At 68.5% G+C, this 21,144-nt stretch carries 24 protein-coding genes; 10 read left to right on the top strand and 14 right to left on the bottom strand.

Annotated features, from left to right (window positions below):
- The first annotated feature begins 102 nt into the window (after positions 1-102).
- Genes GU920_RS16600 through GU920_RS16580 form a run of 5 tightly spaced genes read left to right on the top strand, consistent with a single transcriptional unit; the run spans position 103 to position 3,272 of the window.
- Positions 103-642 carry an LPP20 family lipoprotein gene (locus tag GU920_RS16600; RefSeq protein ID WP_161768239.1) on the top strand — a complete coding sequence of 180 codons (540 nt, stop codon included), beginning with the start codon at positions 103-105 and terminating at the stop codon, positions 640-642.
- The gene (locus GU920_RS16595) at positions 642-1,733 is read left to right on the top strand and encodes a hypothetical protein (RefSeq protein WP_161768238.1); all 1,092 of its coding nucleotides are present in this window, start codon (positions 642-644) and stop codon (positions 1,731-1,733) included. Before GU920_RS16600 ends, GU920_RS16595 begins: the two co-directional genes overlap by 1 nt.
- Positions 1,730-2,425, top strand: coding sequence for a flagellar basal body P-ring formation chaperone FlgA (gene flgA / locus GU920_RS16590; protein WP_161768237.1), 696 nt, complete (start codon positions 1,730-1,732; stop codon positions 2,423-2,425). Before GU920_RS16595 ends, flgA begins: the two co-directional genes overlap by 4 nt.
- Before the next feature lie 35 nt (positions 2,426-2,460).
- Positions 2,461-2,766: a flagellar biosynthesis anti-sigma factor FlgM gene (gene flgM / locus GU920_RS16585; RefSeq protein ID WP_161768236.1), complete on the top strand. Its 306-nt coding sequence runs from the start codon at positions 2,461-2,463 to the stop codon at positions 2,764-2,766.
- 41 nt (positions 2,767-2,807) lie between these two features.
- Positions 2,808-3,272 (top strand): hypothetical protein, encoded by a 465-nt coding sequence (locus tag GU920_RS16580; protein ID WP_161768235.1) that lies wholly within the window; start codon positions 2,808-2,810, stop codon positions 3,270-3,272.
- Between the two features lie 140 nt (positions 3,273-3,412).
- Here the strand turns inward: GU920_RS16580 and GU920_RS16575 are convergent, their stop codons facing one another.
- Both GU920_RS16575 and GU920_RS16570 read right to left on the bottom strand, forming a co-directional pair.
- A complete protein-coding gene (locus GU920_RS16575; protein ID WP_161768234.1) occupies positions 3,413-4,087 on the bottom strand; it encodes an SEL1-like repeat protein in 675 nt (224 codons plus the stop codon).
- Positions 4,084-4,515 carry a hypothetical protein gene (locus tag GU920_RS16570; RefSeq protein WP_161768233.1) on the bottom strand — a complete coding sequence of 144 codons (432 nt, stop codon included), beginning with the start codon at positions 4,513-4,515 and terminating at the stop codon, positions 4,084-4,086. Before GU920_RS16570 ends, GU920_RS16575 begins: the two co-directional genes overlap by 4 nt.
- A gap of 201 nt (positions 4,516-4,716) precedes the next feature.
- On the opposite strand from GU920_RS16570, the gene GU920_RS16565 reads away from it, so the two are divergent.
- Together GU920_RS16565 and GU920_RS16560 are read left to right on the top strand one after the other, a co-directional pair.
- The gene (locus tag GU920_RS16565; RefSeq protein ID WP_161768232.1) at positions 4,717-5,190 is read left to right on the top strand and encodes a hypothetical protein; all 474 of its coding nucleotides are present in this window, start codon (positions 4,717-4,719) and stop codon (positions 5,188-5,190) included.
- Between the two features lie 53 nt (positions 5,191-5,243).
- Positions 5,244-5,432, top strand: coding sequence for a hypothetical protein (locus GU920_RS16560; protein ID WP_161768231.1), 189 nt, complete (start codon positions 5,244-5,246; stop codon positions 5,430-5,432).
- Here the strand turns inward: GU920_RS16560 and GU920_RS16555 are convergent.
- The 12 genes from GU920_RS16555 to GU920_RS16500 all read right to left on the bottom strand — a co-directional run bounded on the left by GU920_RS16555 (position 5,404) and on the right by GU920_RS16500 (position 17,460).
- Positions 5,404-5,715, bottom strand: coding sequence for a hypothetical protein (locus GU920_RS16555; RefSeq protein ID WP_161768230.1), 312 nt, complete (start codon positions 5,713-5,715; stop codon positions 5,404-5,406). The genes GU920_RS16560 and GU920_RS16555 overlap by 29 nt on opposite strands.
- Before the next feature lie 11 nt (positions 5,716-5,726).
- Positions 5,727-6,017 carry a hypothetical protein gene (locus GU920_RS16550; RefSeq protein WP_161768229.1) on the bottom strand — a complete coding sequence of 97 codons (291 nt, stop codon included), beginning with the start codon at positions 6,015-6,017 and terminating at the stop codon, positions 5,727-5,729.
- A complete protein-coding gene (locus tag GU920_RS16545) occupies positions 6,014-6,409 on the bottom strand; it encodes a flagellar export chaperone FliS (RefSeq protein ID WP_161768228.1) in 396 nt (131 codons plus the stop codon). Before GU920_RS16545 ends, GU920_RS16550 begins: the two co-directional genes overlap by 4 nt.
- Positions 6,410-6,598: 189 nt before the next feature.
- Positions 6,599-7,102 (bottom strand): hypothetical protein, encoded by a 504-nt coding sequence (locus tag GU920_RS16540; protein WP_161768227.1) that lies wholly within the window; start codon positions 7,100-7,102, stop codon positions 6,599-6,601.
- Between the two features lie 161 nt (positions 7,103-7,263).
- The gene (locus GU920_RS16535) at positions 7,264-10,476 is read right to left on the bottom strand and encodes an Hpt domain-containing protein (protein ID WP_161768401.1); all 3,213 of its coding nucleotides are present in this window, start codon (positions 10,474-10,476) and stop codon (positions 7,264-7,266) included.
- 73 nt (positions 10,477-10,549) lie between these two features.
- The gene (locus GU920_RS16530) at positions 10,550-10,954 is read right to left on the bottom strand and encodes a response regulator (RefSeq protein ID WP_161768226.1); all 405 of its coding nucleotides are present in this window, start codon (positions 10,952-10,954) and stop codon (positions 10,550-10,552) included.
- 82 nt (positions 10,955-11,036) lie between these two features.
- Positions 11,037-12,998 (bottom strand): methyl-accepting chemotaxis protein, encoded by a 1,962-nt coding sequence (locus GU920_RS16525; RefSeq protein ID WP_235933362.1) that lies wholly within the window; start codon positions 12,996-12,998, stop codon positions 11,037-11,039.
- A 181-nt stretch (positions 12,999-13,179) separates the two neighbouring features.
- On the bottom strand, positions 13,180-13,701 hold the full coding sequence (locus tag GU920_RS16520) for a chemotaxis protein CheW (protein ID WP_161768224.1): 522 nt from the start codon (positions 13,699-13,701) through the stop codon (positions 13,180-13,182).
- A 37-nt stretch (positions 13,702-13,738) separates the two neighbouring features.
- Positions 13,739-14,890, bottom strand: a complete 1,152-nt coding sequence (locus GU920_RS16515) for a protein-glutamate methylesterase/protein-glutamine glutaminase (RefSeq protein WP_161768223.1) — start codon at positions 14,888-14,890, stop codon at positions 13,739-13,741.
- A 3-nt stretch (positions 14,891-14,893) separates the two neighbouring features.
- On the bottom strand, positions 14,894-15,703 hold the full coding sequence (locus tag GU920_RS16510; RefSeq protein ID WP_161768222.1) for a CheR family methyltransferase: 810 nt from the start codon (positions 15,701-15,703) through the stop codon (positions 14,894-14,896).
- Positions 15,700-16,917, bottom strand: coding sequence for a chemotaxis protein CheA (locus GU920_RS16505; protein ID WP_161768221.1), 1,218 nt, complete (start codon positions 16,915-16,917; stop codon positions 15,700-15,702). Before GU920_RS16505 ends, GU920_RS16510 begins: the two co-directional genes overlap by 4 nt.
- 237 nt (positions 16,918-17,154) lie before the next feature.
- Complete coding sequence (locus GU920_RS16500; protein WP_161768220.1) at positions 17,155-17,460, bottom strand: hypothetical protein; 306 nt, start codon at positions 17,458-17,460, stop codon at positions 17,155-17,157.
- Positions 17,461-17,855: 395 nt separating this feature from the next.
- Here GU920_RS16500 and GU920_RS16495 point away from each other — a divergent pair, with 395 nt between their 5' ends.
- From GU920_RS16495 to fliF, 3 genes are read left to right on the top strand one after another with little or no spacing between them, the layout of a single operon-like run.
- Positions 17,856-18,992, top strand: coding sequence for a sigma 54-interacting transcriptional regulator (locus GU920_RS16495; RefSeq protein ID WP_161768219.1), 1,137 nt, complete (start codon positions 17,856-17,858; stop codon positions 18,990-18,992).
- A 16-nt stretch (positions 18,993-19,008) separates the two neighbouring features.
- A complete protein-coding gene (locus tag GU920_RS16490) occupies positions 19,009-19,356 on the top strand; it encodes a flagellar hook-basal body complex protein FliE (RefSeq protein WP_161768218.1) in 348 nt (115 codons plus the stop codon).
- Positions 19,357-19,391: 35 nt separating this feature from the next.
- The gene (gene fliF / locus GU920_RS16485; protein WP_161768217.1) at positions 19,392-21,104 is read left to right on the top strand and encodes a flagellar basal-body MS-ring/collar protein FliF; all 1,713 of its coding nucleotides are present in this window, start codon (positions 19,392-19,394) and stop codon (positions 21,102-21,104) included.
- Positions 21,105-21,144 lie beyond the last annotated feature (40 nt).

Below are 21,144 nucleotides of genomic sequence, written 5' to 3'. Positions count from 1 at the left end.
CCGGGGGATGGGGGCAGGATTTGCACGTCGGGCGCAGGGCCGCGGCTTGGCACGCCGATTGCAGGGAGCGGGCGACCGAGACCTGCGAGAAGGAGGCCTGCGATGCGCCTTGCCGATGCCCTGCTGATTTCCCTGATCCTTGGCGTTCTGCTGGGGGCCTGCACGCCGACGACGCCCGAGACGGCGAGCGATGCCCTGCCCCTGAGCGCGACCGCGCAGACGGTGCAGCTGGCCGAGGTGAAGGACAATCTGGATGCGGCCGACCGCATGGGCGCGCCGCCCGCGCCCGCGACGATGGCATCGGATGAGGCGCGGCCCCTGAAGGGGCTGGGCTTTGCGCAGATTTCCGGCCAGCCGGGCAAGACGACGAATGAAAAGCGCCTGATGGCGATCCGCGCGGCACGGATGGATGCGCTGCGCGATCTGACGGAACAGGTGCATGGCATCCGCATCAACGCGACCACGACGATCCATGCGGCGGTGGTGCGCGATGACAGTCTGGCCGCCGTGGTGCAAGGCACGCTGCGCGGGGCGCGCACGGTGCGCGTCGCGCCGTCGGGCAGCGACAGCTATGAGGTGGAGATGGTGCTGGACCGCGAGACGGTGGCCTATATCGTGCGCGCGCTGAAGGGGCGCGTGTGATGCGCTTTGCCGTCGCGCTGATCCTGATGCTGGCCGCGCTGCCCGTCTGGGCGGCGGAGGGGCTGGTGGTGCGGGCCACGGGCTTTGCCATCCAGTCGGGCGCCGAGGATGCCGCCAGCGCGCGACGCCGCGCGGTGGCGGATGCGCTGCTGCAGGCGGCGCTGTCGGGGGGCGCGTCGGTTCAAGGGCATACGGTGGTGGACAAGAGCGTGGTCACATCCGACCTGCTGATCGTGCGCCCCGTGGGGCGGGTGATCCGGCATGAGGTGATCAGCCTGACGGAGAATGGCGGGACGTGGACAGCCGTGATCGAGGCGGTGGTGGGGCTTGGCCAATCGGGCCAATGCGCCCGGCGCCGCAACCTTGAGGTGGTGGTCTATGGCCCGCTGATCCGGGTGGAACCCGACGCGCCCGCCTGGACCGAGCCCTTGGCGATGGAGGTGGCGAAGGCGCTGGTGAAACGGGTGGAGGCCCATCCGGCGACGCGTCTGGTCCGGGTGACCGACCGGCCCCTGCCCCGGCTGTCGGCGGCGGAAGAGCGGTTTGACTATGCCGCGCTGACGCGCGGTTCGGTGCGGCTGCGCGAGGGGCAGCACGGGTTCGTGCCGGTGGTGGTGATCGAGGTGGGCGGCCTTGGCGCGCGGCCCGAATTGCGGATGGCGGCCGAGATGGTGCTGATCGCCGCGAACGGGACGGAATCGCGCCAGACGATCCGGCGCAGTGTCTCGCTGCCCGGGGTTTCCCCCTTTGGCCGCGCGGCGGCGGCCTTCGAGCCGGACCGCCGGCAACTGGCAGCGCGGCTGACTTCCGGGGTGGAGGCGGAGATGGACGCGCTTCTGGATATCGAGACCTGCAAGCCCGTGACGGCGCATCTGTCGGTTTCGGGCGGCAAGATCGTGGCCGGGGTGGGCCGCAATCAGGGCCTGACGCGGGGGGCGATCGCCTTTACCGCCGATGCCGATCATTCGACCGAAATGCTGGAGATCGTGGAACTGGGCGCGGATCGCGCGGTGCTGCGCCCGCTGGACCCGGGCCGCCCGGCCCGCGCCTTTGCGGGGCGGCCCGTGCGCTTTGTGGAGACGGGGCAATGAGGGGCGTCGTGCTCGGGTTGATGCTGGCCTCGCCCGTGGCGGCGATGGACTATGCGGCGGGTGTGCCGGGGGCCGAGGTGGGCCGTCTGGTGCGCGCGGCGATGGCGGCGGCGGGCGAGGATGTGCCCGAATTCGCCGATCCGATGCGCGCCTTCCCGCCCTGCACGACCGTGCCGGAGGTGCGCCCGCGGCAAGGCAGTTGGGCCACCGCCGAGGTGGCCTGTGCCGCCCCGGTCTGGAGCCGGGCAGTGCGGACGGGCGCCGCCGCGCCCACGCGCATGGCGCCCGGGGGCGACGAGGGGGAGCGCATGGTGGTGACGCTGGCGCGCAGCGTGGCGCGCGGCGCGATGCTGACGGCAGAGGACCTTACCCTCGCCCCGGCAGGCGCGCGCAGCCCCGAGGGGATCTTCACCGATCCCGCGCAGGTGATCGGACGGCGGACGAAGGCGGCCATCGGCGAGGGGCGGCCCGTGCTGCTGCGGCAGCTGGAGCCGGTCTGGATGGTGGCCAAGGGCAACCCCGTGGTGCTGGTGGCACGGGCGGGGGGCCTTGCGGTTTCGGCCCCGGCCGAGGCGCTGGAGGACGGGGGAATGGGCGACGTGATCCGCGTTCTGAACCTGTCGAGCCAGCGCGAAGTGAAAGTTGTGGTGACGGGCCAAAATTCTGTGATGGCCCAGACTAACATGCGCTGAAAAAGATCCGTTATGACAGCTAAACGGAGGTTCTCATGGTAGACCCAATCTCGACATCCGCCGCACGCCCGCGCATTTCGCGCCCGGGGGAAGATGCAGGCCTGCCGGTTCAAGGGTCCGCTGCGGGGGGTTCCGCGTCGGCTGTTCCCACTGCTGCGGGCGACAGTGTGACGCTGAGCCCGGCAGCGGCATCCCTGCCGGACGAATTGAAATCCGGTCCCCCCATTGATCTGACGATCGTGGCGGAGATCAAGGAGGCGATCGCCCAGGGTAAGTATCCCATTGATCTGGAGGCGATTACCGAAAGCCTGTTCGATAACTATCTCGAACTGGTTTCGTGATCCGCCCCCGCTGACCTGCTGACGATCCGGAGAAAGACGCCATGACACTTGGCTTGATTGCCGCCCTGCTGGCCACGATGACGGCAGGGGTAACGCTTGTGACGGTTGGCCTGTGGCGGATGCGCCAGCGGGCGGAAGCCGTGGAGTTTGCCCCCGAGGCATCGGTGGCCGACCTGTCCGATGACCTGCCCCATGACCTGACGGACGCCGTTCCTGCCGCGAGCCTTGTGTCCGCGCCCGAGGTGGCGGCGGCGCTGGCCGCGCGGATGGAGGGCATGATTGCCGAACAGACGCGGCGGCAGGCCGATGTGCTGACCGTGGCGCTGGCCGGGCTGAAGGCGGATATCCAGCATCTGAAATCGGATGTGGAATGGCTGGCGGGCGAGCGGATGATCGAGCAGGCCATCCAGATGGCGCAGCGCGGGCTGGAGCCTGATGACATCGGGCGCGAGCTGGGGCTGACGCGGGATACGGCCGCCACGATCGCGATGTTCCGCAAGCACTAAATTTCGCTGCAGGCGTGACCGCGAGGTCAGGATGAGGGGTCGGACGGGTGCCACCGTCCGACCCCTTTCGCTTTGGCCATTTCACTTGGCCCCTTTCACTTGGTCCATTTCATCGGGACGATATGGGGTGTCTGCCCTTGTCAGGGCAGCGTGGCGCAGAGGGCGGGGGCGTCGATCCCTGCCGCGCAGAGATCGCGCAGCTGGGCCAGCGTGGCATCCTGTGCGGCGATGCGGTCCTTCGGGTCGATCCGGGCAAGCGTGGCATCGCGCGCGGCGGGCGCGTTGGGCGTGCCCAGCGCGGCAGAGAGCGCCTGCCAGACATAGGCGCCCTGAAGATCGGGGTCGGGCAGCAGGTCCAGAAGCAGGACCGAGCGTTCGAGCATCGCCCGCCCCTCGCCCGCCGCGATGCGCGGATCGAGATCGGCCGCGATGCGGGCGGCGATGTCGATGCGCAGATCCTCGGGCGCGGTGGGTTGCAGGCTGTCGATCAGCGCGATGGCGGCGGGGATGCCGGCCAGCCGCGCGCGCCAACCCCAATAGAGCGCCTCGCGGTCGTTCTGGGGCACGCCGATGCCCTTGGCATAGAGGAGCGCAAGGTTGAACTGCGCGTCGGGCGCACCGCTGCGGGCGAGTGTCAGGAACATCTGCGCGGCTTCGGGCGCGCGGTCATCGCGCAGGGCGGCGATGGCGGCCGCGAGCGTTGGGGATGCGGCGGCCCCCGCCGATGCGGCCGGCGCAGCGGTGGGCGCCGCCTCGGGCGCCGAGAGGGCCGGTGTCGGCAGCAGGAGCAGCGCGAGGAAGGCCGGGCGCATCATTTGGCGGCCGTCAGGATGAGCTGCAGGTAAAGCAGCCGCTTGCGCGGCATCTTCGGGAAGGGCCGTTCATAAACCACGACCTGCGGGCGGGTGGTGCCTTCGGTGACGAAGTCGATCTCGATGCTGTCGGGCAGGAACACCCCGTAATCGGCCAGCGTTCCCACGGGATCGGCGCCGAACCTGTCGCGAAAGCCGGGGTCGATCCAGATGCGGGCCAGCGCGCGGCCAAGGATGTCTGGCAGGAAGCGTTCCACCTGATCGCGGTTGCGCAGATGGGTTTCGAAGCGCACCAGATCATAGTCGCGGGGCGGGCTGGCCGGAACGGCAGGCGCGGCTGCGCCGTAATGCGCCACGGCATGGCGCAGGCGGGACAGGCTGGGCAGGCGAGAGATGACGGGAACGAGCGCCCGGGACATCCTCTCTTTCATCTGCACGGCCCTTCCCTGATGACGGTTCTCTGCCATGGCTGGAACGGCAGCGCATACGTCCGTTTTAGCGACGGGCGTGAAAAAAGGATGCCCCGGGCGCGCGGGCGGGCGGGGCCTAAGGCTTTGCCCGGTTCGGCCGTAACTGAGGGGGCAAGCGCAGGGGAAAGGCATGGATTGCGGATGGCACGGGAGGCAAGGGGCATGATCTGGCCGGTCGTGGCGGGTTTTGCGCTGGTGGGCGGCACGACGCTGGTGGGTCTTGCGACCGTGCTGCTGCGCGAGGCGCCCGCGCTGCCGTGGCGCGATGCGGTAGAGGCGGCCCCGGAGCCGGAAGAGACGCCGCGTGGGCCGCGCCTTTATGTGCCGCTGACCGATGTGCTGACGATTTCGTTGCAGAAGGGCGGGCCGCGCATGGAGGCGGGGCTGACCTTTGCCGTGCGGGGTTCGACGGAAGAGTTGCTGGGGCTGACCACGCGGGTGCAGGCGCAGATCGGCCTGATCGAGGCGGCCGTGGTGCGGACCGCGCAGGATATGGTGGCGGAAGGCGCGGAAAGCCAGCGGATACATGCCGAATTGCCGGGCCGGGTGCGGGCGGCGGTGAATGACGTGATCGGCAGCGAGGATTGGCCCGAGCCGGTGGATGAGGTGCTGATCACGTCCCTGGTCATGCGCTAGCGCGGCATGGAACTTGCAGACCCCCTGCCACAGGACAATGGCAGGAGGGTTGGATGAGCCACGAACCGGATCACAAGGAAATGCAGGCCATGGCGCAGGGTGTGGTGGTGCCGGGCATGGCCGTGGAATGTGTGGTCTTTGACCACGCGGACCGGCCGAAGCGGCGGCATCTGCTGCCCTTGGCGGGGTTGCTGGCGCCCTTGTCGGGCAAGGTCAGCGGTCTTGCTGCCGACGCCAGCTGAGCAGGCGGTGCAGGAAGGTTCCCACGATCACGAGGGGGAACCACAGGACAAGCTGGCGCAGGTCGGGCAGGTTGCGCAAGAGCCGGTCGGTCAGCACCGGATCGGCAAAGCCGAGCGCCAGCAGCGGCGCGGCGGCGATCAGGAACCAGCGGATGTTGAGGCATCGGGTGCAGGGGGGCGGCAGGTCTGGCGCCCCTTTTTGCATGGCTGCCTGCGCCCCCTGCCCCGCGGCGGGCGAGGGTTCGGGTGGCGCGAGGCCAGGTTCGGGGGACAGGTCGGCCATATGGCGATCCCCTATCGGCCCCCGCCCGCCTGCCCCGTGTAGGCGGCGCGCATGAGGCGGGTCTGAAGCGGTTCGCGGCGGCCCTGCTGCACCGCAGCCTCGAGCGCGGTGAGCGCCTGCGAGACGACATCGCGCGCATGGCTGGCGGCGGTCTGCTGATGGGGGCCGAGGCAGCGGGCCATGCGATCCAGCGCGGCGGTGGTGACGAGGATCTGCACCACATCTTCGGCCGCGATGGCCGATTGCAGGGTGCCGGCCATCACCGCAAGTTCAAGATCGACGGGATCGGGGGCGGTGGTCATGCCGCGTTTCCGGTGCGGACGGCGCCGATCTGCTGCCAGGCTTCGAGCAGGCTGGCGATGTGGTCAGCACATTCGGCCATCTTGGGCGTGGCTTCGCGGCGGAACGCCTCGGCCACGCGGAGGCGGCAGTATTCATAGACGCTGAAGAGATTGTCCGAAATCTCGCCGCCCTTTTCGAAATCGAGGCTGGATTGCAGGATGTAGATCGCGGTGAAGGCGCGGTTGATATGCTGGGCGGGATAGGACCGCTCTGGCTCGGCCGCGGCGAGGACGCGGAGCGAGCGTTCCAATTCGCGCAGCGTGACGAGGATGATGCCATGCGGGCTTTCGACGGCCAGCGCCTCGCCATTGTCGGTGCGGCGGTACTGGGCGCGGGCATTGAGGAAGGTCATGGCACGGGTCCTTTCGATGGGCGGTAACTGCCGGTCATGCAAAGAGAAACGGCTTGTCCGGGCTGGGTTTTAGGCTGGGCGGGGTGTCCGAACGGGTGGGGTCGGGCGCGCCGCCGTGGCAGGCCGGATGTGCAAGGGCGGGCCACCCTGCCGGGTGACCCGCCCTGATGCAGCGCCGGTGTGGTGCAATCAGCCGAAGAGGCGCGCGCGGCGCGGGGCCTGATGGTGCAGGACCGCGTGGCGGGGGGCGGCGGCCTCGACCGGGCGGAGGCGGGAGTGGCGCAGCAGGCGCGCGGCCTCGTGCAGGCCGAGGCTGAGCGTGTCGGGATCGGCATCGGCGTCGAAGATCACGTCGATGGCGAAGCCGCGTGCCTGCGGGGCGCAGCGGCGCGAAACGGCAACCACCAGATCGCGGCGCAGCCAGCCCAACTGTGCCACCAGAAGGGCGATGCGGCGGGCGGGGATGTGGGCGGGATCAAGGTCGATCACCAGCATGTCGGGCGCGTCGCGCAGCAGAAGCGCAAGATCGCAATCGGCGGCATCCACCGCAGCGATGCCCTGCAGCGCGAGGGCGGCCATCAGGCGGGCGGGACGGTCCGACAGGACGGCGGCGTGCAGCGGCGCGCGCTCGAACGGCTGGGGGGCGGCTTCGGCCTGGGTCTGCGCGGGAAAGAACTTGCGGATCGCTTGCATGGTGGACCTTTAAGGAACTGGCGGGGTGGGAGCGGGGTCGTTTCCGTTGCCATCTCGCGTGGTTGATTTCCTTAATTATAACGTCCACTTGGGTGATTCTTGATGGGTAAACTGAGGAGCGATACGGATGCCGCGGGAGGCGGCATCCGGGTCTGGACAGCCTACATCCGCAAGGATGTATCGACGCTGTGGGTGGGCGCATGGGCAGCGCAGAGCAGGTTGGCCGAGACCACCATACCCACATCGCCACCCGCAAGAAGCGCGATTCCGGTCATGTTCTGCACGCCCGAAAGCACGCCTTTCAGGGGGCGCAGCAGCACCAGCTGCTGACCGATCAGCTCGTCCACCGGGACGGCGACAGAGCGGCCGTGAACGCCCAGGACGACAAAGACATGGCGGCGCGCGGCGGGGCCGGTTTCCGGCCCCTCGATCAGGCCGCGCGGCCCGGGCAGCGCCTGGATCGGGACGATCTCATCCTTGCCGATGCGCAGCATCTCGCGCCCCTCGGCGGCCGAGACACGGAAGCGCTTTTCGGCATCGGGTTGCAGGATGGTGCGGATGGCATCGACCGGCACGACGTAGCGCACGCCATCGACGCCCACCACCATGCCTTCGAGCACGACCATGGCCAACGGCAGCGAGACGTGGAAGCGCATCCCCGTGCCGGGCAGCGCGACCTGCCGCAACTCGCCGCCCATGCGGGTGATGGCGGCGCGGACCTCTTCCATCGCGGGGGTGGGATCGGCGGCGCTGCCGTCATCTTCGAAGATGGCGAGGACGCGTTCTTCATCCCGGTGGAAAGAGATGTGCAGCTTGCGCGGGGCGCCCGGGCCGGATTCCAGCCGGGCGACGGCAAGGTTGCGCAGGATGCGGCGCAGGTTTTCAAGGATGGTCAGATCCAGCGTCAGTTCGCCCCCGGCGAAGGACATCGCCGCTTCGCGCCGGTTGCGGCGGGAATGGGTCTGGATGAATGCCTCGAGCGGGCGGAAGATCGTCTCGATCCGGCGCGACCGGATCTGGACGGTTTCTTCCTGAAGCCGGGTGATCTGGCCGACAAGCTGGGTTTCCAGCTGCGCCAGTTCCTGCAGGCGCGTGGTGTGCCGGGTGAGCACGGCGCGGGCCTGCGCGCGGGCGCGTTTCCAATCATTGCCGTGGCTGCGCACCAGCGCATCCAGACCATCGAACAGATCATTCTCGGCGAGTTCGGTCAGCATGTGGCTGATCATCGACTGGCTGGCCGCGATTTCGCCGATCTGTTCCACCATTTCGGCGCTGATGCCGGGCTGGGGGATCTGGGCCAGCGCGGCCTCGGGGTCGGCGGGGGCGGTTTCCGGCGTCTCGGATGTGGGCACCAGCATCCGGGTCAGGCGCAACTGGCGCCCCGACGGATCCATCGCGGCGATGGCGCCGGAGAGCCCCGCCTCATCCTGCGCGGAGGCGAGGAGGAAGTCGAACAGCGTCTCGTCGCCCTGAAAGACGGTGACGTTGGTGATGGAGCGCGCAGAGCCCGAGGAGAGCCAGCCGATGAAGGCCTCGGCCAGGCGTTCGTCGCTGTTGATGTCGGCCCGGACGATGAAGAAGCGCAGGCCTTCCTCGATCGCCTCGGACGCGGCGCGCACGCTTTCGGGCGACAGGACGCGGTGGAATTCCTTGGGCAGGCCAAGGCGGCGTTCGATGGCGGAGGCGGTCATCAGGCCGCCTTGCACGAAGCAGATGTTGGAGGCCTCTTCGAACAGTTTTTCGAGTGAGGCGGTGTCGGGGGTCTGGCCCTGCGTGATCGCGTCGAAAACAAGTTCGATCGTGTCGATGAAACCGCGCGCGACATGGGCGAGGATGGGATCGGGTGTCTCGCCCCGGGCGTGCAGGCGCGAGAACAGGTCGATCAGCGACATGGACAGCTGGCCTGCCGTTTCCACCCGGTGATGGCCGCAGGCGTAGAAAACCAGCCGCAGCAGGCGGTCGATGCGGAGGTAATCAGTATCGGGATCGGTCGTGGTCTTGAGGCGGTCGAGCGTCGCCTCGAGTTCCGACAGGGTGGAGAAGACGTGTTCGGCGCACCAGACCTGCAGCATTTCGCGCGGGCTGATGCCCGAGGCGCGGGCGGCATCGGGAAGGACGGCCTCGATAGCGGCGAGTTCTTCGTAGAGACGCAGTTCGGCGGCGTGGAATTCCTGTGCGGTGGCAGCGGCGGGGATGCGGGCGGCGGCCTCTTCGGCGCGGGCATAGCCGGCGTCATGGGCGGCGGCGCGGATCTCGGCCACGCGGTCGGCCACGATCTGCGGATCGGGCGTTTCACCGCAGAAGAAGCCGGTGCCAAAGCGGGCGATTTCGGCCAGCGGATCGCGGATGCGGTCAAAGAAGGCGGGCGCGGGGGCGCCGGTTTCGGGCTGGGCGGGCTGGACGATGCCGAAGGTCTGTTCGGAAAGGTCGGCCAGCGACAGAAGAAGGGCGGCGATCGCCTCGGCCCCCGGATCGGCGGGGCAGGCCTGCAGGGCGGCGACCCAGTCATCAAGGCCCATCTGCCGGGCGGCATGGGCGAGGTTGTCCACCTCGCGCCGGGCGCGGGGGCCTACCGGATCGGGGCCGGGCGTATCGAGCAGGGCGGTGAGCTTTCGGGTGGCGTCTTCGGCCATGCCGCGGAAGATGTCGCGATAGGCGGGATCATCGGCCAGACGCTTGGCCGCCGGGCGCGCGGGTTCGGCGGGCGGCGGGGCGGCGTCCTGAGCGGCGGGGGGCGTGGCGGGGGGGGCCTCGGCAGGTGCGGCTTCGGCGGGCGCGCTGGCCTTCTGCTTGCGCTTCCTAGCGGGCGCGGGGCCGGGCTGCGGTTCGGCGGCGACGGCCACGGGTTCCGGGGTGGGCTTGGGCGTGGGTTCGGGTTCGGCGACCGGTTCAGGCTGCGGTTCGGGCTGCGCGGCGACCGGCTGCGCGGGTTCGGCGGGCGTCTCGGCGGGCGTGTCGGCGGGGGCGGCGCCAGAGGCGCGGGCGATCTTGTCCTTCAGCCGGGTCATCAGGCCTTCGGAGGATTCAGGCGCCACGTCCGCGCGGGTGGCGGCGGTTTCTTCCAGCATCACGCGCAGCGTGTCGGAGGCGAGAAGCAGGATATCCTTGATCTCGGCGTCCCACGGCACGCCCTGATCGCGCACAAGACCGATCAGGTCTTCGGCGTAATGGGCGCGGCTTTCCACCACGGCAAGGCCAAGCACGCGGGAATTGCCCTTGAAGGTATGAACGGCGCGGAACAGGGCGCTGACATGGGCCGCAGCATCGGCGCTGCCGCCATTGCCCAGCGCCAGAAGCGCGCTTTCCATCGCGTCGAGCGCCTGAGCGCCGTCATCGGCGTAAAGGGCCCAGATTTCATCCATTTCGTCAGACATGGCGACCTCGTGCATGGCCGACCGGGGCAGACTGCCCCGGGGCGGAGGGAAGCGGAGAGAGGAAGGCGAAGGATCAGGCGGCGCAGAGCGTGCGCATGGTGCGCGCCAGTTCGTCGCCGGTCTTTTCCATCAGATCATGCGAGACGGTGCCCGAGGGTTTGGCCACGACGCCATCCGCCCCCAGTTCCCGCGCCTTGGCCGCATGGGCAGAGCCCGACACCGCGACCGAGGACAGCATGCAGATCTTGGCCCGCGTCTTGAGCTTTGCGTGACGCAGGAATTCAAGGCCGTCCATCACCGGCATCTCGATATCGAGAAGGATCAGGTCGACATCGGACACGGTGCCGAGCTTGTCGAGCGCCTCTTGCCCGTTGGCGGCCTGGGCGACCACCTTGAAATCGGGCAGGGTCTTGATGAACGAGGCGATGTAGAGCCGCATCATGGCGGCATCATCGACGATCATGACGTTGTAGGGCATCTGGTTTTCTCCGTTCAGGGGGCGGCAGGGAGGCTGCGGCCCGGTCGTTTCGATGTCGTTTAGATGTCGTTTCGATACTGGGTCAGAAGTTGGCGAAGCCGCGCTGGTCACGGTTGCTGGACAGCCGCACCACCGCGGCGGGTTTGGCCGCCGCATCCGCGCGCGGCGCGGGCTGCGGAACGGGTTGCGGGCTGGGTTGCGGGGCGCTGTGCCGCGCGACCATGGCCTGAATCTCGGCCATCAGATCGGCCGGGATCGCGCCCAGATCGGGCAGGCTGCCCAGCGACGCCGTGCTGGTGCGGCGCAGGTGGAAGCGGTCAAGCTCGGCCTGCATCGAGGTGGTGGCGGCCTCCATCTCGGCCACGGAGCCGGCGAGTTCGTCGGCCTGCTGGCTGGTGGAGAGGGCGTATTTCGCGATCTCGCCGATGGCGTTGTTGATCTGCGCCACGCCGCGCGACTGTTCGTCGGAGGCGGTGGCGATGTCGCGCACGAGCACGTTCACCTTTTCGATGTCGTCGGCGATGGAGGTGAAGGCGCGGCTGGTTTCATCGGCGATGCGCACGCCCGCCTGCACGCGGGTGGAGGCGTCTTCGATCAGGTCCGACGTTTCGCGGGCGGCACGGGCAGAGCGCCCGGCAAGGTTGCGCACCTCTTGCGCCACGACCGCGAAGCCGCGGCCATGCTGGCCTGCGCGCGCGGCCTCGACCGCCGCGTTGAGCGCAAGCAGGTTGGTCTGGAAGGCGATCTCGTCGATCACCTTGATGATCTTGGCGATGTCCTGGCTGGAGGCGCGGATGCCTTCCATGGAGGCGACCATCTCTGAGATCTTGGCCTTGCCGCTGGCGGCCACTTCGGAGGCGCCGGTGACAAGCTGGCGGGCCGAGGCGGCGGCGGCGGCGTTGGACTTCACCTGGATGTCGGTTTCCTCGGCGGTGGCGGAGACCTCATCGACCGAGGAGGACTGCACCTGCGAGTTGCTGGCCAGCGACTTGGACGACTGGCTGAGCTGGCGCACGGTGGCCCCGACCTGGCCGACCTGATGGCCGATGGCATTGAAGGCGCCGTTCAGGCTTTGGAAGGCGGATTCGAAGGCCTCGATGATGCGGCGATAGGCGCCGGAATGGCGTGCGGCATCGGTGGTGGTGTCCAATTCGCCCGCCACGATGGCGTTCGACAGACGCTCAACCTCGGCCGCGACATCGCGGAACGTGACGCGGACGCGGTCGAGCGTGCCCATCAGGTGCTGGAACTGACCCTGATAGCGCGCGGTGTCGGGGCGGTGGTCGAGATTGCCATCGACGAGCGCTTCGGACATCGTCTCGATCTCGCGGAAGATGGCCTTGAAGCTGGCGCGGACGCCTTCCATCGCCTCGTTGATGAAGGCGGATTTGCCGGGGAAGGTGGCGAGCGGGGCGTCGAAATTGCCGGCCGCGAAGGCGGTGATGCAGTCGATGATCTGGCGCTTCACCTCGATATGGCGCTGCACCATGCGGTTGACGCTTTCCAGCACCTCGGCATTGCCGGGGGAATATCCCCGCGCCTCGGGGAAATGGTCGATGTCGCCCTTGCCATGGGCATCCGCCATGGCGCCGACGGCGGCGATGAAGCGGGTGGCTTCGTCGCGGGCCGCATGGTCGCGGGTTTCATCGCGCCATTCGATGATGGCACCGCAGGCGGCGCCGTCCGCATCCATCAGCGGCGAGACGGAAAAGGCGTAGTGCCGCCCCCCGGTGGAGAATTGCCCGGACTGGCGGGCGGATTTGTCCCGCAGGCCCGCGAAGGGACGCGCTGCCTGACCGCTGAAGATATCCACGGTCTGACCCACCAGACCCGCGACCGAGAAGGCGGGCAGGTCGCGGCGGATGTCGGCCTCATGGGGGCGGAACATCTGGGCCAGCGCGGGGTTGGCATGGCGGATCACCATGTCGGCGTCGGCCACGAGGAGGGGCGTGGCGATGCGGTCAAGCGCGGCGAGGCCGGCTGCATCCTGCCACAGCGGCAGGGTGGCGGCGGTCGGGCTTGGGCATGGCGCGTCGGCGGACATGGGTTCGGTCCTTTCTTCGGTGGCCGGAGCGGCCGGAGGGGCAGTGTCTTCGATCAGGTCCAGCGGATCGACCCGGGGCGGATCGGCGCGCTTGGGCTGCGATCGGGGACGAGGGCGGGACGGTGTATCGGTCATCTGGCGGTTCCGATGTTGCGGTGCGGTCGGCGGTTCGGGCAGCAGGTCAGGCGGCCATGTCGGCAGGCAGGCTGACATCGCTGTCGGAGACGAGGACCGAGGTATCGAGCAGCACGGCGACACGGTCGCCGATGCGGCCGATGCCCGCGATCACGGGGCGGGTGGTCGCACGCCCGAACTGGGTGTGGCGGTCCACCTGACCGGGCGGGATTTCCAGCACCTCGGACACGCCATCGACGATCAGGCCGATGGGGGCATCGCCCACATCCATCACGATCACCACGGTGCGTTCGTCATAGGCGCGTTCCGGCATGCCAAAGCGCAGGCGCACGTCCATCAGCGGGATCACCTTGCCGCGCAGGTTGATCACGCCCTTGATGTAGGCGGGCACGTCCGGCACGGGCATGATGCGCTGCATCCCCACGATCTCGGTCACTCCCACGATGGTGACGCCATATTCTTCGGACCCCAGCGCGAAGGTGAGGTACATGTGTTCGATGTTGTCGGCCTCCCCCAGGGGCAGCCCATCCGGGCGGGACCGGGTCGCTTCGGCAGTCTCTTGGGCCATTTCGGTCTCCTCTCAGCTCTTCTCTTTCTAGGGTCCCTCAGGCGCGGGCGGCCTGGGGGGCGGTGACGGCCTGAAGCATTCGGGCCGGGATTTCGGTCAGCGGCAGCACCTCGCGGGCGGCACCCAGTTCGCGGGCTGCCATCGGCATTCCATAAACGACAGAAGTCGCCTCATCTTGAGCGAAGGTCGCGCCGCCGTGCTGGCGTATGGCCAGAAGGCCACGGGCGCCGTCGCGGCCCATGCCGGTGAGGATGGCGCCGATGGCGTTCTGGCCCGCGCAGAGGGCGACGCTTTCGAACAGCACATCCACCGACGGGCGCGAGAAACAGACGGGATCGCCGTCGATGAGGTGGATGCGATAGGCGTGGCGGCCATGCGGTTCGATGACCATGTGGCGCGTGCCGCCCGGCGCGATGACCGCCTGCCCGGGATGCACGAGATCGCCGTCGGCGGCCTCGCGCACGTTGATCTGGCACAGGGTGTTAAGGCGGGCAGCAAAGGGGCCGGTGAAGCCTTCGGGCATGTGCTGGACGATGGCGATGGGGGGGCAGGCGGCAGGGAAATCCGGCAGGATGGAGGTGAGCGCCTGCACGCCTCCGGTGGACGAACCGATGGCCATGAGGGGTGCTGCGTGGCGCGGCCCGCCGCGGCGATGCGCAAGATCGGGCGCCTGCGGCGCGGGGGCGGCCGGGACGGGGACGATGGCAGGGGCCGCGGGGCCTGCGGCGGGCATCTTGGCCGGGCTGGCGGGCAGGCGGGCCGCGTCGGGGCTGCCATAGCGGACGCGGGCGCCGGCGGCGGCGCGGACGCGGGTGCAGATGTCGGACATGATCGCAGGCAGGCCCGCGGCCAAGCCGAGACTTGGCTTGGAGATCACGTCCACCGCCCCGGCCTGCATGGCCTGCACGGTGATTTCGGCGCCTGCGCGGGTGAGGGACGAGATCATCACCACCGGGACCGGGAGCATGGGCAGGAAGCGGCGCAGGAAGGTGAGCCCGTCGATGCGCGGCATCTCGACATCCAGCGTCACGACATCGGGGCGGTCCTTCTGCATGATCTCCCACGCCGCTTCGGCGCTGGAAGCCTCGCCCATCACCTCAAGGCCCGGATCGGCCGAAAAGCCGAGCGAGAGCACCTTGCGCACCATGGCGCTGTCATCGACGATCAGCACGCGGATCGGGCGGGGCATGGATCAGGCCCCCCCTTTGCGGAAAACGCCGTTGGCGACGGGCTGCCACGGATGGCAGACCTCGCGCACGTTTTCGGTGACGCTGGTGAAGAGCCAGCCGCCCGGTTCGGTGACATCGTAAAGCGCGCGCAGCGTGGCGATCTGATCGTCGCGTTCGAAGTAGTAAAGCACGTTGCGGCAGAAGACGGCCTGAAAGCTGTGCCGGAAGGGATAGGGCAGCGTCTTGAGGTTCATCTGCCGGAAGGTGCAGACATCGCGCAGGTCGGCGCGCACGCGGAAGCGCCCGGTCTCGGTCGGTTCGAACCAGCGGGCGCGCAGATCGGGGGCGATGCGATCCAGCCGGTTGGCGGGATAGGTGGCGGCCTCGGCCTCGGCCACGACAGGGCTGGAGATATCGGTGCCAAGGATCATCGTGCGACGCAGCGCAGGCGCACCCAGCGTTTCGGCCACGATCATGGCAAGGGTATAGGCCTCATCCCCGGTGGAGCAGGCCGCGCTCCAGATGCGGATCTCGTCGCGCAGGGCGAGGCCGGGCAGAACCTGCGTGCGGAAGATGTCGAGCACGTCGGTTTCGCGGAAGAAATAGGTGTGGTTCGTCGATGCCGCGTGCATCACGGCCAGTTGCAGGGCGGTGCTGTCGGCCATGTCGAGCTTGCCCGCCATCACGGCGAGGTCGGGCACGCCAAACTCGCGCTGCACCTTGGCGAGACGCTGGCGCAGCTGATCGAGCTTGTGTTCGGGAAAGTGGATGCCGCAATGCTGGGCCAGCCAGCCGCGGATCACCTCGGTCCCGTGGCGATCGGCATGGGTCACTGGAGCCCCCCGCCATTTGCCGAGCCTGCCGCCAGACGTTCGCAATCGAGCACCAGCGCCACCTCGCCCGTGCCCAGAAGCGCGCAGCCCCAGGAGGCGCGGACATGGGCGAGACGGCCGACGAGCGGCTTCATCACGACCTGCTGGCGGTCGAGGATTTCATCGACCGGCACCGCGATGGGGCCGGAGGCGGTGTTGAACACCACCAGCACGGGTTCGGGCGGGCTGCCAGCCGGGCGCATGGGCGTGCCGTAGAAATCATCCAGACGGCAGATCGGGATGAAGGCGCCGCGCAGGCGGAACATCTCGGACCCCGTGCCGGCAGAGATCGCCATGCGCTCTTCCGGGGCGGGCTTGGCGATTTCGGAGATCACGTCGATCGGCACGGCAAAGAGCTGATGCCCCAGCCGCAGGATGATGCAGTCGAGGAAGGCCAGCGACACCGGGATGTGCAGCGCCACGCGGGTGCCCTGCCCTGCCGTGCTGTCCACGCCGATGCGACCGCGCAGGGCCTGCATCGTGGCATTGAGCACATCCATGCCCACGCCGCGCCCCGACAGGTTCGACACCACCTCGGCGGTGGAGAAGCCGGGTTCGAAGATCACCTTCCACAGGGCGGCGGGTTCGGGTTCCTCGTCCAAGCCGAAGAAGCCCTTTTCGCGGGCCTTCTTCAGGATCTTTTCGCGCGACAGGCCGCGCCCGTCATCGGCCACGGTGATGCGCACCTCGGACCCGACCTGCGCGGCGGAAAGGACGATGCGGCCCTGTGCGGGCTTGCCGTTGGCGACGCGCTCTTCGGGGCCTTCCAACCCGTGGTCGGCAGAGTTGCGTACAACGTGCAGGAGCGGATCATAGAGACGGTCGGCCACCAGCTTGTCGATGGCGGTGTCGCCGCCTTCGATGTCCATCTCGATCTGCTTGCCGGTCTGGCGTTCCAGTTCGCGCACCATGCGGCGCAGGCGGCGGAACACGTCATCCACCGGCACGAGCCGCAGTTCGGTGGCGGCGTCCTGCACCTCGCGCACGATCATGTTGAGGCGGTGTACGGCGGCATCGAAATTGGTCAGTTGCAGACCTGCCAGATCGGAGGACTGCACGGTTTCAGAGACGGAAAGGGACAGTTCACCCACCAGATCCATCAGGCGGCTGATCTTGTCGGAGGACACGCGCATCAGGCCGCCATCGGCGGCGCTGTTGTCCGGGGCCGTGCTCATGCGGCACCTCCGGCCCCGAGGGGCGGTCTGGCGATGCTGTCCCGGCTGCGAGACGTCATGTGTTCGGTCCTTCCTTCACCTGTCCGGGCCGTGGCATGGCGTACCCCTGCGATGGTTGCCCGCCGGGCGCTGCTGGCGGGTGGGTCCGGTCTGCCTGTGGCCGGTCTGTTCGCTGCGGTGTTCTGCAAGTGCCGCGCCATCCGGCATGGGATGGCAGGGCATCGTTTCGGGGCGGGATCAGGCCGCTTCGTCGCTGCGGTCGAAGTTGAAGATGCAGACCCCGTCAAAGCCCGTGGATTTGAACAGGAAGGTCTTCTTCATCGTGTCGAGGAAGCCGCCGTGGTTCTTTTCAAAGTTCTTCAACTCACCGACCGAGGGGAAGAAGACATTGATCGACACGTCTCCTTCCTTTGAAATCAGGACGTTAAGGCCGGTGAGGTTGCAGCTTGGGATGGCGTTGCCCAAGGCTTCGATGACGAAGGGCGCGGCAATCTGCGCGGCGTCGAGGCTGGGAAACTTGAGATGATACGTTTTTGAAAGCATCGGACAGGGCCCCGGTTAGGTCGGACTTGCTGTCACAGGAACGGCGGGGGGCGGCGGAATGTGATACCGACTTTGGTATGGATCGGCCCGGCGGATGCCGCCTGTCTCGGCCGGATCGCGGGGGGCGGCGGGGGCCGCGGCAACCGGTCAGGACAGGCCCCCGACAAAGGTATGGGGCGGGCAGGTGCGAAAGTCGTGTCGGATTTCCGCGTGGCCCCGGAGCGGGGCTTTTGCCCTGTCGGGATTCTTGTGTCCTTCCTGTGGCACGGGTGTGAAACGGCCGTCTAGATCGCAAGTTTAGAGCATTTGAGACGTTTTTTTTCGTCGCGCCGCGCGGCTGGCACGGTTCCTGCCTCTTGTCCCCCGACTGACAGATCAATTGGCGGAGCAAGACCATGGCCCTGATCCACATCCTCGATGACGCATTTGACGCCGCAGCGCCGGTGGCGCAGTTGCTGGCCCGCCGCCGCGTGGCGGTAGAGCGGGGGGCAAAGCCTGCGGTCGGGGTGCAGGTTCTGGTGGCATCGGTGGCGGCCGAGGCGAAGCTGGGCGGGACGAAGGGCCTGGCCGAGATGGCGCGGGCCTGCGGGGCGAAATCGCTGGTGGTGGTGAGCGAGGGCGCGGCCATCTTTGGCGTGACCGAGGAATTGGGCGGCCGGATGCTGCGGGTGGCGCTGCCGACCACGGGGCAGGTCGCGTTGCGCGATGCGGGGCTGATGATGCTGGTCGATCTGATCGGCGGACAGGTGCAGGCCATGGTGGCCGCCGATGCCGAGACGGGGCAGCTTCTGGATCTGGCGGGGCGTGTGGCGCGGACGGATGTGACCGTGTTCATCAACGGCCCCACGGGATCGGGCAAGGAAGTGCTGGCGCGGCAGGTGCACGCGGCGAGCCGCCGGGCAAATGCGCCCTTTGTTGCCATCAACTGCGCGGCGATCCCCGAGAACATGCTGGAGGCCATCCTGTTCGGCCATGAGAAGGGCGCGTTCACGGGCGCCTCCAACGCCAACAAGGGCATCATCCGCGCGGCGGAAGGCGGCACGCTGATGCTGGACGAAATTTCGGAAATGCCGATGGGGTTGCAGTCGAAACTCCTGCGCGTGTTGCAAGAGCGGTCGCTGACGCCGATCGGGGCGCAAAAGGAAGTGCCGGTGGATATCCGCGTGATCGCCACGTCGAACCGCGACATGCCGGAAGAGGTGCGGGCGCGGCGGTTCCGGGAAGATCTGTTCTATCGCCTGAACGTGTTCCCGCTGACCACGCAGGCGCTGTGCGAGCGGCCCGATGACATCCCGGTTCTGGCGGTGGCGATGGTGCGGCGGCACACGCCGGCAGGCCAGCCTTTGCCAATGCTGACGCAGGAGGCGCTGGCCGCGCTGGTGGCGCATGACTGGCCGGGCAATGTGCGCGAGTTGGAAAACGTGATCCAGCGCGCGCTGGTGATGCAGGAGGGTGGCCGGATCACGGCGGCCGACCTCTTGATCCATGCCGCGACGCCCACCGTGACGCGGCTGATGGCGCGCGCCGTCTGATCGCAGGGGGTGAGCGATGTCGGTGGGACCGGTCAACGGATTTTCGCCCTTTGCGGCAGGGGTGATCCGCCCCGAGGCGCCGCAGCAGGCGGGCGCGGCCATGGGACCTGCCATGGGACCCTTGGGCGCACAGGGCGCGGATGGCCCGGGCTTTGGCGCGCGGGTCGCGGGCGCGATCGACGATCTGGCGGCAGCGCAAGCCAAGGCGTCGCAATCGGCGCGGAACTTCGAGTTGGGGCGGGAGACCGACCTCGCCTCGGTGATGGTGGATCAGCAGATTTCGTCGCTGGGGTTCCAGTTCGCGTTGAACGTGCGGAACAAGGCGCTGGGCGCCTATCGCGACATCATGAACATGCCAGTCTGAGGCAGGGCGAAGGCCGGATTGAGGAATAACTGACCATGGCGATGACCCCGGTTCCGATGAGTGGTGGCAATGCGCTGATGGCGCAGGCGAAGGGCGCGCTGAGCCAGGTGATGCGGATGGGCAACCAGCCCGCGCTGCGCCGCGCGATGCCTGCGATCCTGATGCTGGGTGTGGCGGTGCTGGCGGTGGGGGGCTGGCTGTTGCTGCGGGAACCCGCGCGGATGGTGCTGTTCCCCGGGCTGGCCGAGGCCGACAAGGCCCGCGTGATGGATGTGCTGGGATCGGCGGGGATCAACGCGACGGTGGACAGCGTGACGGGCCAGGTCGAGGTGCCGACGGGCGATTATCACCGCGCGCGGATGCAGCTTGCGGCGCAGGGACTGCCGCAATCGCTGCCGGATGCGAATGACGTGCTGACGGAACTGCCCATGGGGGCGAGCCGGTCGGTTGAAGGGGCGCGGCTGCGGCAGGCGCAGGAATTGGATTTGGCGCGGTCGATCACCGAGATTTCGTCCATCGCGCAGGCGCGGGTGCATCTGGCGCTGCCCGAGAAATCGGCCTTTCTGCGCGACATGCAGCCGCCGAAGGCATCGGTCTTTGTCCAGCTTGCGCCGGGGCGGGTGCTCGAGGCGTCGCAGGTGGAGGCCATCGTGAACCTGGTGGCCACATCGGTGCCCGGCATGGCGCGGGGCGATGTGTCGGTGGTCGATCAGATGGGGCGGTTGTTGTCGCGCGGGTCGGACGACCCGGCGGCGCAGGTGTCGGACCGGCAGTTGCAGCACCGGCTGGAGGTGGAGAAGCTCTACCGCGAGCGGATCGAGGCGCTGCTGACGCCGATCGCGGGGGCGGGCAACCTGTCGGTGCAGGTCACGGTGGACATGGATTTCACCCAAAGCCAGATCACCGAGGAACGGGTGGACCCCGCCGCGACGGCGCTGCGGTCGGAGCAATCGGAACTGGTGGAAAGCAGCGAGCCGCCCGCGCGGGGGATCCCCGGCGCGGTGGCCAATGCCCCCCCGAACCAGGCGGATCTGGTGCCTGCGGGCGAGGCGACCGAGGCGCAGCCTCTGGCAGGCGCGATCACCAACCGGTCGTCGGGAACGACACGGAACTACGAGGTGAGCCGGACGGTGGAAACCACCCAGCCCGCCACGGCGCAGATCACCCGGATCAGCGCGGCGATCCTGATGCGGGCGATGCCGCCCGCCGCCCCGGCGGAAGAGGGCGCGCCGCCCGCGCCACTGCTGCCCGACGATCTGCGCGCCGATCTGGAGCGGCTGGCACAGACCGCCATCGGCTTTGATGCCGAGCGTGGCGACACGATCACCATCACGGCGCAACCCTTCATGGATACCGTGATGGTGGAACCGCCCGCCGATCTGTCTTGGCTGCCTGAAGTGCTGCGCCAGCTGGGGATGATCGCGCTGATCGCCATCGTGGCGCTGGGGATCATCCGGCCGCTGCTTACCCGGGTGTCGATGCCCGGCGAGGGGCCTGCGCAGGGCGGCGGGATGAACCTTGGCGGCCTGAGCGGCGTGGAGGTAGCGGCGGGCGACAGTCTGGAGGATGTGCAGGCGCGGCTGGAGGCACGCCGCGCGAAGCTGACAAGCGCCGCGCTGGGCGCGAATGTGACGCGCGAGGAGAAGTTCGCCGTGCTGCGCCAGATCGTGGCCGAGGACCCGGGGCGGATCGCATCCGTCCTGCAGCGGATGATGAAGGATGATCTGGACCGGATGCCGGGGGCCTGAGCCCCTGCCGCATCCGACCTGAAGACGAAGTGAAGAAGAG

Source organism: Paragemmobacter ruber (assembly GCF_009908315.1).
GTDB classification, from domain to species: Bacteria; Pseudomonadota; Alphaproteobacteria; order Rhodobacterales; family Rhodobacteraceae; genus Paragemmobacter; species Paragemmobacter ruber.
This window is presented reverse-complemented; position numbering and strand designations above follow the sequence as displayed.